Origin of the sequence: Bacillus canaveralius (genome assembly GCF_002860125.1) — a bacterium.
In the GTDB taxonomy this organism is placed as follows: domain Bacteria; phylum Bacillota; class Bacilli; order Bacillales; family Cytobacillaceae; genus Bacillus_BJ; species Bacillus_BJ canaveralius.
In genome coordinates this window covers 13,003-25,259 of the sequence record NZ_PGVA01000028.1, presented here as the reverse complement: position 1 = coordinate 25,259, position 12,257 = coordinate 13,003, and the positions used below count along the sequence as shown (strand labels likewise).

Genomic DNA, 12,257 nt, shown 5'->3' with positions numbered 1-12,257 from the left:
CTACATCAAATCCTCCTCTTGGAATGATTTCGTTCTTCTAAATTGCCATAACGCTACTGATACAACGATCAGTGAAAGGATCATCGTAATCGCAGCCGCTTTTCCATACTGCGCAGAAGTCATCGTCAATTTATAAATCCACGAAATCAAAATGTCTGTCCCACCGGCATTTTGGCCCGGAATCGCAGGACCTCCACCATTGAACAAGAAGATTACGTTAAAATTGTTAAAGTTAAATGTGTACTGTGTGATGATGATCGGAGCAGTCGCAAACAAGACGAGCGGCAAGGTAATCTGTGAAAATTTTTGGAAAATCGAAGCTCCGTCAACGGTTGCTGCTTCATATAATTCATCCGGAATCGATTGGAGTATGCCTGTTGTCATCGCAAATATAAACGGAAAACCAAGCCACGACTGGATAAAAATTAAAGCAACCCTTGTCCATAGCTCTTCGGTCATCCACGGGATGGACGAGATACCGAGCGCATCCAACAACCCAGTATTAATAATTCCAAAGCTTTCATTGAACATACCTGAAAAAATCATGATCGAAATAAAAGAAGGAACGGCCCATGGAAGGATAAAAATTGTTCTGATCATTGCTTTTCCTTTAAGATCCTTCTGGTTGATTAAGATCGCAAGGAAAATACCTAAGGCAACCTGTAATGTCGTCGCCCCAAATGTCCAAACGATTGTCCAGCCCATAACACCAAAAAAGGTTTTTCTCCAAAGATCCAGCTTAAAAATATCCACAAAATTTTGAAAAGCTACCCAGTCGACGAGTTTGGCGGGTGGCGAATGGTATAAATCATAATTCGTAAAAGAAAGCAAAACCACAAACAAAATCGGGAAAATAACAACAAATATTAATAGGAAAAAGCCCGGCGAAATCATTAAATAGGGAAAGCCATTGTCCAGTAGATTATGATACTGTTCGCGAACGCTGTTCAGCTTGAAACCCCGATCACGTTTTTTGCCATTGGTATAAGCATCGTAAATATTAAAAGCATAAATCATCAATCCCAGCACTGTTACGATCACTGCGATGATTCCATCGATCAGCAAAAAGATTGAATGATCGACCATCGGGATGGTACCTAAAGTTATCAGTCCCCAAAATCCCCAATTGAGCGTGTCATAGAAGGCAATAAAAAATGACGAAGCTAAAATAAGAAAAATTGCCCCTTTAAGAAATTGTTTATTATAAAACTGGCCAAACCCCGGAATGAGCGAGAGAAGTCCCGCGTTTCTTCCATGATTGGTGACCGTGTTCACATCATCCACTTTAACCATGCCTCCCTTTCTATTAGGAGAAAGCAGCAACGAAAATTTATCTGCTATCTTAAGTTGGTAACTTCGCAAAAAACATCCTTATGTTATGTTAAAAAAAGGATGGGCAATACCCATTAAGAGGTACCGCCCGATGATACAAAAGCAACTATTATTTCGTAGGGTGATTGGATTCAATATTTGTTTCAATTGTTTTCACAGCATCATCAAGTGCCGGTTTTGCTTCGGACTTCCCGGTTGCAATAGTCTGTAGTGCAGATGCCATTGGTTCCCACACTTCTGCAATGTGAGGGATGTTTGGCATAGGAACAGCGTACTGTGATTGTTCAGCAACAGCTTTGGCACCTTCATTTTCAGCAATAACCGGATCATCAATTAACGATTTGACAGGAGGAATTTCCTGAGTCAGTTCATAACGTTTTTTAGCATTTTCTTCATTGGTGATATGCTCAACAAATTTTGTTGCCCAATAAGCATTGTCTGTAAAAGCAGTAACATGCCATCCTTTAACACCCATGAAGGTTTTCATATTTTTACCGTTTGGAAGCTTTGGCATTGGAGCGACCCCGATATCAATACCCGCATCCTTTGCTCCCTGGAATGCCCATGGACCGTTCATCATAGAAGCAATACTTCCTTCATTAAACAGTCCGTCTCTTGTCGTACCGCCGCTCTGTCCAATAATACCATTAGGAAATAATCCTTCAGAATACCATTTTTGAATATACTCGGCCCCTTTGATGGCACCGTCGTTATTAAGGCCAATATTAGCAGGATCCAAAGACCCGTCTTTTTCCTTGAACACATAACCGCCCATCCCGGCAAGGACGCCATGTGCAAAGTAGAAGTCATCCCATACTGCGATAAATCCATATTTTCCTTCTTGATTAAAGTTTTTAGCAAACTCGTAAACTTCATCCATTGTTTTCGGAGCACTTTCCATTAGCGCTTTATTATAAATAAAAACTGGAGTCTCTGTTGCTTTAGGAAGACCATAAAGCTTCCCATCGAACATTTGCGCCGTAATTGAGGATTCAGTAAATGTATCGATAACAGATTGGTCCACTTTAATTTCCTGGATTAACCCTTCAATAGCAACCTGTCCAATTTGGTCATGGGGTAGTGTAACTACGTCCGGAGCGTTGCCTGCTGGACCATCAAGGCGAAGCTGATCACGAATTTTATCCGCCATTCCGAGTTCCTGGAACTCAACAGTAATTCCGTATTTTTCTTCAAAAGAGGCTATCGCTGGTTCAAGTGCAATCCCTTTATCTGTATCTTCCCAAACAACCAGTTTCTCCGGTTTTGCCGGTTCTTCAGTTTTAGTCTCTTTATCTTTTCCTGTATCTGCCGGACGAGTTGCCTCACGGTCTGGCCCGCAAGCAGATAAAACTCCCAGCAACAATACGAATAACATAAAAATAGATACTGCCTTCTTCATCATTGACCCCTCCATATGTAGGATTTTAGTAGTTTCATACAACGTTTGCGCACCAATCCAAAAAAAGCAGTTAAGTAAGCGTTATCATAATGTTGCAAAAAAATTTGCTATGGCATGACTCTGTTTTCTATAATCACACTTTTTTTGCGAAAACGATTGCACAAACTTCACTTTCATTATACCTATATTTTTACTTTTAGCAACCGTTTTCATAGAATTAGAGAAAAAATATTTTCACTTTTTAACAAAGGTATGGCTTGAATGATCAGAGATTCTTTGCTACCTTTTAAGAAAGTATGCAAAAAAATGCAACCGATTGCATTGAAAGGAGAAAATTATGATCGATGTTTCAGCCGTATACCACAGACCTACAGATTCCTTTGCTTATCCTGTTCGTGAGGATGCTTTGCACATTCGGATTCGCACGAAAAAAAATAATGTAGAAAAAATTGATTTATTATACGGCGATCCATTTGAGTGGATCGATGATAAATGGGCTACATATGAGGCTTCTTTAAGCAAGACAGGATCAGATGCCTTGTTTGATTATTGGCAAATTGAAGTAAAGCCACCAGCGAAGCGACTGCGTTACGGTTTTTTCTTAAAGAACGAAGACGAGCAGATTTTATACACAGAAAAAGGATTCTTTACTGAGCCGCCTGAAGATTCCGGCTACTATTTCTGCTTTCCCTATCTCCATGAAACAGAGGTTTTTCGAGCTCCTGAATGGGTCAAGGATACAGTCTGGTATCAAATTTTTCCTGAGCGTTTTGCGAATGGGGACGAATCGATTAACCCGGACAACACGAAGGACTGGGCGAGCGAACAACCATCGGCATCCAATTTTTTTGGCGGAGATTTTCAAGGCATCATCGACCATCTTGATTATTTAAAAGAACTCGGCATCACCGGTATTTATTTCACGCCGATATTCAAAGCATATTCGAACCATAAATATGATACGATCAATTACTTTGAAATTGATCCGCAATTTGGCGACAAAGAAACATTTAAAAAACTGGTAGACAAGTGCCATGAGAACGGAATCAGGATCATGCTTGATGCCGTTTTTAACCATAGCGGCTACCACTTTGAACCTTTTCAGGATGTATTAACAAACAGAGCCGCATCCAAGTATGCAAATTGGTTTCATATTTCCGAGTTCCCTTTAAAAGGCGGGGACCGGCCAAATTACGCTACATTCGGGTTTGTCGAGTCGATGCCCAAATTAAATACGTATGATCCTGATGTAAAGGAGTATTTATTGGAAGTCGGCCGCTACTGGATCAGGGAGTTTGATATTGATGGTTGGAGACTTGATGTCGCCAATGAAATCGACCACCAATTTTGGCGCGATTTCCGCCGCGAGGTGAAAGCGATTAAGCCGGATGTATATATTTTGGGTGAAGTCTGGCATGACTCGATGCCGTGGCTGCGCGGGGACCAATTTGATGCAGTGATGAATTATCCGTTTCTCACGAATGTTGTTGAGTTTTTTGCGAAGGAAAATATCAGTGCAGCCGAGTTTACTGACAATATGACAACCGTTACTCAGCTTTATCCTGCCACGATAAATGAAACAGTCTTTAATCTTGTCGGCAGCCATGACACAAAGCGAATCCTGACTGAATGCGGCGAGGATGTGCAAAAAGCAAAATTAATATATGCGTTTATGCTGACATTTACCGGGACGCCGTGTATTTATTACGGCGATGAAATCGGCTTGACTGGTGACACGGATCCAGGCTGCCGAAAATGTATGCCATGGGCGGAAGAAGAACAAAACAGGGAGCTGTTTACTCACATCCAGGCACTAATCAAGCTGCGCGCAACAGAGAAGCTGCTTGCCAACAAGGGCCAGCTAACCTTCTTGCCGGTAAATGAAGACAGTCAGGTGATCGCTTTTTCGAAAACGGATGGACAAAAAGTCGTGGTTGTCATTTGCAACAATTCTGCTGAACAACAAAAATACACGCTCCCTTTTCCTTTAAAAAGCCGGAAAATTACCGATCTAAAAAATGGCTCTGAATTCGCAGCCGAGGCCGATGATTTGTTTGTGTCTCTGGCTCGATATGATTATGCGATCTTAACGTTTTAAATGAGTCAGTCTTAAGCTGTTGCTTAAGACTGACTGGTAAGGGGACCTGCACATGGGAAAGACAGCAAAGAAAAATATGACACTTTTTGCCTTAACATGGCCTATTTTTATCGAAATTCTGTTACATATGCTAATGGGTAACGCTGATACACTGATGCTTTCGCAATATTCGGATGACTCTGTTGCGGCCGTTGGCGTATCGAACCAAATTTTGTCGCTTGTTATCGTCATGTTTGGCTTTATTGCAACGGGGACAGCGATCTTAATTGCCCAAAATCTGGGTGCCAAACAGATCCAGACCGCCAAAGAAATAGCGGCTGTCTCGCTGGGTGCAAACCTTAGCTTCGGCCTTCTGCTAAGCATTGCTGTCTTAATCTTCAGCAAACCGCTGCTGCGAATCATGGATTTGCCCGAAGAACTTTTAGATGAAGCTAACATCTATTTAGTCATTGTCGGCGGCTTTTCTTTTGTTCAGGCTGCAATTATGACGATCGGTGCGATTGTCCGCAGCTACGGTTTTACAAAAGATGTTATGTACATCACGATTGGCATGAATATTCTAAATGTAATCGGTAATTACCTATTTATATTTGGCCCGTTTGGCATTCCAATTTTGGGTGTGGAAGGTGTTGCTATTTCAACGGTTGTAAGCAGGATTATTGGACTTATTGCGGCTGTCATTATTTTGTTTAAACGAATTCCTGATTCATTTCCTATTCACCTGCTTTTAAAATTTCCGAAGATTCATATGAAAAACTTGCTCGGCATCGGCATTCCCTCTGCCGGTGAGCATTTGTCCTATAACGGGTCGCAAATCGTGATCACCTACTTCATTGCGATTTTAGGTACAGAAGCATTAACATCAAAAGTGTATGCACAAAATATCATGATGTTTATTTTTCTGTTTAGCGTTGCCATCAGCCAGGGTACGCAAATCTTGATTGGGCATATGATTGGGGCAAAACAATATGAAGAAGCATATAAACGCTGCTTAAGAAGTTTAAAACTGGCGATACTCATGTCGTTTAGTGGCGCAGTGGCAGTCTCGTTTTTTTCCGATAGTTTAATGGGGGTTTTCACTGCAAATTCAGAGATTATCAAAGTCGGCGGCAGCCTGTTATTGCTGACAATCATATTAGAACCAGGGCGCTCATTTAATTTGGTCGTCATTAATGCTCTTCGTGCTGCTGGAGATGTAAAATTCCCGGTTTATATGGGAATTCTCTCGATGTGGGGAGTTAGTGTAACACTATCATACCTGTTAGGAATCTATTTTGGGCTCGGTTTAGTCGGCATTTGGATCGCATTCATTGCTGATGAATGGTTAAGGGGATTGCTGATGCTGTGGCGTTGGAAATCAAGGGTCTGGGTGAAAAATTCTTTTGTTACGTCCGAATCGGCATGATCATTCGTTCGGGTCCAATCTTGTGTGAAAAGGAAAGAAACAAAGAAGCCCTGAAAAGGAGCTTCTTTCTGCCATTTAATCAACAATTTGAATGTTGTATTTTTCAAACCAGATGTGAATTTGCGCTAAATGGGCTAACAGTTGCGGGCCTGTCATCAATTGGCCGTACCACGGCACAGTAAATGCGGATCCTCCAGAATCAGCGATTTGTTTTAATTGATTTGCGTCAAAAAACTCATATAATGCCGAGCTTTTGTCCCTTAAAATCCCGGAAAGCATTTTTTGAACAGCCTTAGTATATGTCGGGTGATGGGTTTTCGGATAAGGGCTCTTTTTCCGGTAAAGCACTTCATCCGGAAGCATACCCTCCAAGGCCTTGCGAAGGATGCCCTTTTCTCTGTTGCCGTGCATTTTTAATTGCCAGGGAATATTCCACACATACTCAACAAGGCGATGGTCTGCAAACGGAACCCTGACCTCCAGGCTTGCTCCCATGCTCATTCGGTCCTTCCGATCAAGTAAGGTTGTCATAAACCAGAGGATATTCAAGTAAAATATTTCTCTCCTTTTTGCATCCTCATTGCTTTCACCATCTAAACGAGGTGTTTCTTGAATGGTTTCTTGATATTTCTGAGATACATAGTCTTCAAGCTGCAGCTTGGTTCTCCAGTGATCTTTTAAAAGATTTTGCCGTTCTTCCGTAGAGCGCATCCATGGAAATCCATTCCGGTTTAAGTCTTCGCTGCGATGAAACCATGGATATCCCCCAAAAATTTCATCGGCACATTCACCGGAAAGACTGACAACAAAGTCTTTTTTAATTTCTTTGCAAAACCATAATAAAGACGAATCAATATCAGCCATTCCCGGCAGATCCCTGACCAGCACCGCTTCCTCAAGGTACCAAGCCACATCCTCTTGTGAAATAATGCACTTATGATGAATGGTTTGAAATGAATCTGTCATTAACTGAATCCAGTGGGCGTCTGAGTTTGGCTGAAACTCACTTTCCGTAAAAAACTGCTCGTTTCCCTCATAATCAATTGAGTACGTATGAAGATACCCTTTTCCCTCTTTTCCAAACTGTTTTGCAGCAATTGCTGTTATCGCACTCGAATCCAACCCTCCCGATAGAAAGGTACAGAGCGGCACATCGGAAACCAACTGTCTGGTAACAGCGTCGGTCACAAGAAAGCGGATTTTTTCAGCCGTTTCCTGCAAATTATCAGTGTGCTGCTCACTTTTAACATTCCAGTAACGATAAGTTTTCAAACCATTCCTGCTAAAGCGAAGGCAATGTGCCGGCCGCAGCTCTTTAATTCCTTTAAAAACCCCACTGCCAGGAACGCGGGACGGACCGAGTCCAAAAATTTCTGAGAGGCCCTCGCGGTCAAGCTCTGCAGTGACATCAGGATGGGTTAATAACGCTTTTAGTTCCGATCCAAACAACAATCCGTTCTTGGCTTCAATAAAGAAAAGCGGTTTAACACCTAGCCGGTCCCTGCCAATAAACAGCTGCGCCCTTTTTTCATCCCATATCGCAAAGGCAAAGATACCGTTTAAATATTCGACGCATTTTTCTTCCCATTCCATATAGGCAGTCAGCAATACTTCTGTATCAGAATGACCTTTAAAGGAATATCCTTTTAATATCAGGTCTTTACGCAGATCTTCTGTATTGTAAAGTTCACCGTTATAGCAAATTGTAAACCTTTTACCATACTTTTCTTTTGTCATTGGCTGTTTTCCTCCGGCAGGATCAACAACAACGAGCCTTTTATGACCAAATCCGGCATGCGCACAAGTCCAAACATTCGTATCATCCGGACCTCGTTTTGACAAAGTTGCCGCCATTGTTTCGATAACTGTCTTCTCTTTGTTCATGTCCCTGGCAAAATCAATCCAGCCGGTAATTCCACACATTGTGATCATCCTTTCTGAGCGGAAAATATAGTAGGCGCAGGTTAGCGTGCTTTCAGTGTATGCAATCCGGCAAAAATGGTTAACAGCCTAAATTAAAGAAAGAGAGTTATAAAAACGGGTTAAACTGTCTACAAAGGATGGTGAGGCAACTAATGACGGAGGTTATACCATGAATCGACAGCAGCGAACAAGGCTTTTTGAATGTCAAACGAGGGCATATACAGAAGGAACCATTGAGTACATTAACGATCAATGGATCTTTTTTGATGGTGAAACGGAAGAAGCAACAATGCTCGATGATTATCTCCACCAGGAAATCCAGGTTTTCCGTTATAATCGCTGGAAGAAAGGTATTCTGTTTGAAGAAGGAAAAATCGGACTTGCAGATGAGGTCATTTACTTAAATAGTCAGGATCGTGTTAGAATGCGCAAGCATCTAATTTATTCACTTGAACAATTGCTGGAAGGCATTAACGATGATGCTTTTTTTCAGTTCATTACGACGCTTAATTCCCTGCACTTTTCGGCATTTGACTGTATTTATTGTTACAACCACCTATCTTTTTTGAACGATGAAAAGCGAAAAAGCGGTGTTAATTTCCTTGTTTTTGACAATCAAGACCACATTTGTGCCGTCCAGCATCATTTTTACTATTACGAAAACAGCAATGATCGCTTCGAATTCACATTAAACAGCGGAAAGCGCATGGTCATTGAAAAAATTTCAAAATAATCATCGTTGGAGACTTTTCAACTCAGGTATTAGCAGGACAAAAAGAAGAACTCCGAATGTGAAGTTCTTCTTTTTTGTTATTAATACAGTGTTCTCTATTACATTATTGCTGTTGAGTGAGGTTCATCGCCGTCTCGGACATATTTATATCGACCTGTAGTTGCTCGTCCAATCGATGCGGATGATAATACCCTTTTGAAATCATATATTGACTGATTTTTCCGTGTGTCTCAATTGCTGAATTTAATTGCTGCCTAAACGCTGTTCTTAGCTCTGGCGTGGCAGATTCAGTAATGGCCATCGAAAGATTTCTGACACCTGATTTTGCTGTATTTAAAAAGTCCGTCGCAATCACTTGATCGGTCATTCCGCCCATTCCAGTCATGTTCCGCAAAATTTTATTCATGAAAGCGCCTCCTGTTTTGTTAATAACTCCTGCAACTGCTGAATGTGCGCCCTGTTGACTTCTACATCACCGGCAAGCAATGCCTTAAGCTCTTCGTCCTGCGCTAATCCACTCATTGTGTGGGATTTTGTTAAACAAACATTTTTGAAGGTCAATATTTCGTGAGCTTCCAAAGTTTCATGAACGCCGAGATACTTTGTCATTATTTTCACTCCCTAATCGTTATAGCTACTTGTTTATACTTTGTAGAAAAAATCAGCTTTATTCGTCGCGGCCAAACAAAAAAACTGCCCGACATGAACTGGCAGTTTCCTGAAATATTATGCTAATTAGAACCAATCAAATCCGATTGGCAGGCTGAGTCCGAGATAAAGGACTAGCACAAGGGCAACAATGAATTGTCCCCATAAAATAGATGTTTTCTTCTGATTTTTTGTGCGAATTAAAATCATTTCAAGCATCGCAATTACCCAAAGTCCGACTGCGGTTTTTAGGATATAGGCTAACGTAACGTTTTCGATTCTAAATAAAAACTCAGCTCCGGTAGCAATAATCAAAAGATACAATACTCTTAAGATCATATGTACTATTTTAGAGCCTTTTTGATTCCCGCTTTTATGCAATCCGAGCGCCACGAAAAACAAAACAAGCGCTAAAAACCATGCGGTAATATGAAAATGCGTGGTCATGCACAGATCCCCCTTATGTAAAATTCGATATCATCATAACATATTCACAGGGAAAAACCTAAAAATAAGCTGGTCCCAGTGTGGCAAATCTAGCTTTCTACTTTGTTGACAAGTTTTCCAATTCCCTCTACTTCAATTTCGATCAGATCACCTGGCTGCAAAAAGCGAGGAGGACGAAATCCTTTCCCAACTCCTGCCGGTGTTCCGGTTGCGATAATATCCCCCGGTTCAAGGGTCATTCCTTGGGACAAAACCGAAATAATTTCTTCAACAGGGAAAATAAAATTTTCCGTATTGGAATTTTGCCTCAGCTCTCCGTTGACCTTTGTCTGGATGAATAAGTGATTTGGATTCGGCAGAGCCGACGCATGAACGATCCACGGTCCAACCGGGCAGGAGCCATCAAGGCTTTTTCCGATAAAAAATTGTTTGTGCCGTGTCTGTAAGTCCCTTGCGGTAACATCATTCAATACCGTATACCCGAAAACATAGTCAAGAGCCTCTTCTTTACGGATTTCTTTACCCTTCTTTCCGATAATGACGGCAAGCTCCCCTTCATAATCGAGTTCGTTTGTCACATGTGCGTGATTCAAAATGACGTCTTCGTGGCCAATCACTGTAGTAGGCGCCTTTGTAAAAACCATAATATGCTCCGGTATATCTTCTTTGCTGCCCATTTCAATCGCATGCTCCGCATAGTTTTTACCTACACAGAAAATATTTTTCGCGGGGCGCGGGATCGGCGCTAACAATTTTACTTGATCGATTGGTATGTAAAGTTCGGCTTCCCGCTGGTTTTCACTTGCCCATGCCTCAAGGGCTGCTGCTTTTGCAATGAACGATTCCCCGAGTGAGATACATTCGATCAGCTTTTCAGGAAATCCATTCGAGTCTGTTCTTATTTTTTCCGCTCGGTTTAAAGGAAGAATACGCTCTCCCTTGTTATCGACCATGCCAACAAAAACGCCTAAATCATCCTGTGCTGTTGCAAATTTCATTTGAACACCCCACTAAGTCATTATTAAAGCTGTTTTTAATATCATGATTTTTTCAACTCGATCTCAGTTCGTTTCAATTTTTGCAGTTTTAGATAGGTAAAACATCTCCATAACCATTCGAACGGGCCATATAAGAAATGTTTCATCCATAGTTGGCTTATGATTATTTGAAAGGCAAAAATAAACACGACAAGAACCGTCCCGCCTGCAAGGGAAATATCGCCGTAAAAACCAAGGCCATAGCTGTAAAAAATCAGCGTCGAGACGATTGATTGGAGCAGATAATTGCTGAGCGACATCCGGCCGACAGTTGCAAACGGCATGAGCAATTTTGCAGTTGCTGGTCTTCTTACGGCAAAAGCAACCATCAGTGCATATGAGATTGCCAGGAGCGCCCCGCCAAAAAAATCCTGTACAAATTCGCTCGCCACATTTCTGCCCAGTAAGTAGGGAGATATTTTAATAAGTAAACCGCTTATCAGCGTCACGACCAAAATCTTCCGGAGCTTCTGTTTATGCTCTTCAGGATGCTCCAGCCATTTCAGCTTCGCTGCTCCAGCACCGATCAGAAACAGGGGAAGAATCGAAGACAGCATTAAGAAAAACGATACAAAGTTATTCACCATATACCAATCAGTTGCCCGTTGGACCGTAATCTCGCTAAAGCTGCCTTCCTGATAGATTTGCTGGGATAATGCCGCTGCAGCATGATCATACATCGTTAACTCAGCTTCAGGAGTAAACATCACCATGCCGATTACCAGTATGCCGAAAATAATATTTGCGATTGTATAGAGCAAAGTTCCTGTCAGCATTAAAGCTTTTCCTGGTAGTTTTAAAAATAAAAGTGCGATAAAGCCGAACACCGCGTAAGTAATCAAAATATCGCCGTGCCAAATGAAGAAGGCGTGGATGATGCCCATCATTAATAGAAGAAACAACCGGCGCAAGGCGATCGGCGTAAACTTTGCTTGCCTTGCGAGAACACGCTCTCGCAGGATGACAAGTCCATAACCGAACAAAAGCGCAAATAGCGGGTAAAAGCTGGCTTGTGCAAAAACGTCGATAACAACGTACACTGCTTTGTCCACCGGTTCATTCCACCATTGCAAAGGATCAATATACAGAATTGGCGAATGAAAGGACATCATATTGACAAGAAAGATCCCCAATATCGCCACGCCTCTCATCGTGTCGATCGAGGTGATTCTCTTATTTATTGTTGGCATGGCATCATCCCTTTTTTAGAAAAGTCGTGAAATTCATTATACCTG

General features: G+C 41.7%; 11 protein-coding genes. 3 read left to right on the top strand and 8 right to left on the bottom strand.

The window, feature by feature from the left end:
- Nucleotides 1–1,284: a carbohydrate ABC transporter permease gene (locus CU635_RS12415; RefSeq protein WP_373270854.1), complete on the bottom strand. Its 1,284-nt coding sequence runs from the start codon at nucleotides 1,282–1,284 to the stop codon at nucleotides 1–3.
- A 157-nt stretch (nucleotides 1,285–1,441) separates the two neighbouring features.
- Nucleotides 1,442–2,731 (bottom strand): extracellular solute-binding protein, encoded by a 1,290-nt coding sequence (locus CU635_RS12410; protein ID WP_101577694.1) that lies wholly within the window; start codon nucleotides 2,729–2,731, stop codon nucleotides 1,442–1,444.
- Nucleotides 2,732–3,071: 340 nt separating this feature from the next.
- On the opposite strand from CU635_RS12410, the gene CU635_RS12405 reads away from it, so the two are divergent.
- A complete protein-coding gene (locus CU635_RS12405) occupies nucleotides 3,072–4,829 on the top strand; it encodes an alpha-glycosidase (protein WP_101577940.1) in 1,758 nt (585 codons plus the stop codon).
- A 52-nt stretch (nucleotides 4,830–4,881) separates the two neighbouring features.
- On the top strand, nucleotides 4,882–6,234 hold the full coding sequence (locus tag CU635_RS12400) for an MATE family efflux transporter (protein WP_101577693.1): 1,353 nt from the start codon (nucleotides 4,882–4,884) through the stop codon (nucleotides 6,232–6,234).
- A gap of 75 nt (nucleotides 6,235–6,309) precedes the next feature.
- Here the strand turns inward: CU635_RS12400 and asnB are convergent, their stop codons facing one another.
- Entirely contained in the window at nucleotides 6,310–8,157 is a 1,848-nt protein-coding gene (gene asnB, locus CU635_RS12395) for an asparagine synthase (glutamine-hydrolyzing) (protein WP_101577692.1), read from the bottom strand.
- 169 nt (nucleotides 8,158–8,326) lie between these two features.
- On the opposite strand from asnB, the gene CU635_RS12390 reads away from it, so the two are divergent.
- On the top strand, nucleotides 8,327–8,890 hold the full coding sequence (locus CU635_RS12390; protein WP_101577691.1) for a DUF2777 domain-containing protein: 564 nt from the start codon (nucleotides 8,327–8,329) through the stop codon (nucleotides 8,888–8,890).
- A 103-nt stretch (nucleotides 8,891–8,993) separates the two neighbouring features.
- Here CU635_RS12390 and CU635_RS12385 read toward each other — a convergent pair whose 3' ends face one another.
- From CU635_RS12385 to CU635_RS12365, 5 genes are all read right to left on the bottom strand, one after another.
- Nucleotides 8,994–9,296, bottom strand: a complete 303-nt coding sequence (locus tag CU635_RS12385) for a spore coat protein (RefSeq protein ID WP_101577690.1) — start codon at nucleotides 9,294–9,296, stop codon at nucleotides 8,994–8,996.
- A complete protein-coding gene (locus CU635_RS12380) occupies nucleotides 9,293–9,499 on the bottom strand; it encodes a hypothetical protein (protein ID WP_101577689.1) in 207 nt (68 codons plus the stop codon). The genes CU635_RS12385 and CU635_RS12380 overlap by 4 nt, the downstream gene beginning before the upstream one ends.
- A gap of 126 nt (nucleotides 9,500–9,625) precedes the next feature.
- Nucleotides 9,626–9,985, bottom strand: a complete 360-nt coding sequence (locus CU635_RS12375; RefSeq protein ID WP_101577688.1) for a YisL family protein — start codon at nucleotides 9,983–9,985, stop codon at nucleotides 9,626–9,628.
- Between the two features lie 89 nt (nucleotides 9,986–10,074).
- Entirely contained in the window at nucleotides 10,075–10,983 is a 909-nt protein-coding gene (locus tag CU635_RS12370; RefSeq protein WP_101577687.1) for a fumarylacetoacetate hydrolase family protein, read from the bottom strand.
- Nucleotides 10,984–11,024: 41 nt separating this feature from the next.
- Nucleotides 11,025–12,212, bottom strand: coding sequence for a DUF418 domain-containing protein (locus tag CU635_RS12365; protein ID WP_101577686.1), 1,188 nt, complete (start codon nucleotides 12,210–12,212; stop codon nucleotides 11,025–11,027).
- Nucleotides 12,213–12,257: the final 45 nt, after the last annotated feature.

What these genes read in the sequence shown, in the direction of transcription:
- CU635_RS12410 (WP_101577694.1), bottom strand. Translation starts at nt 2,731, where the DNA reads ATGAAGAAGGCAGTATCTATTTTTATGTTATTCGTATTGTTGCTGGGA.
- CU635_RS12400 (WP_101577693.1), top strand. Translation starts at nt 4,882, where the DNA reads ATGGGAAAGACAGCAAAGAAAAATATGACACTTTTTGCCTTAACATGG.
- asnB (WP_101577692.1), bottom strand. Translation starts at nt 8,157, where the DNA reads ATGTGTGGAATTACCGGCTGGATTGATTTTGCCAGGGACATGAACAAA.
- CU635_RS12390 (WP_101577691.1), top strand. Translation starts at nt 8,327, where the DNA reads ATGAATCGACAGCAGCGAACAAGGCTTTTTGAATGTCAAACGAGGGCA.
- CU635_RS12385 (WP_101577690.1), bottom strand. Translation starts at nt 9,296, where the DNA reads ATGAATAAAATTTTGCGGAACATGACTGGAATGGGCGGAATGACCGAT.
- CU635_RS12380 (WP_101577689.1), bottom strand. Translation starts at nt 9,499, where the DNA reads ATGACAAAGTATCTCGGCGTTCATGAAACTTTGGAAGCTCACGAAATA.
- CU635_RS12375 (WP_101577688.1), bottom strand. Translation starts at nt 9,985, where the DNA reads ATGACCACGCATTTTCATATTACCGCATGGTTTTTAGCGCTTGTTTTG.
- CU635_RS12370 (WP_101577687.1), bottom strand. Translation starts at nt 10,983, where the DNA reads ATGAAATTTGCAACAGCACAGGATGATTTAGGCGTTTTTGTTGGCATG.
- CU635_RS12365 (WP_101577686.1), bottom strand. Translation starts at nt 12,212, where the DNA reads ATGCCAACAATAAATAAGAGAATCACCTCGATCGACACGATGAGAGGC.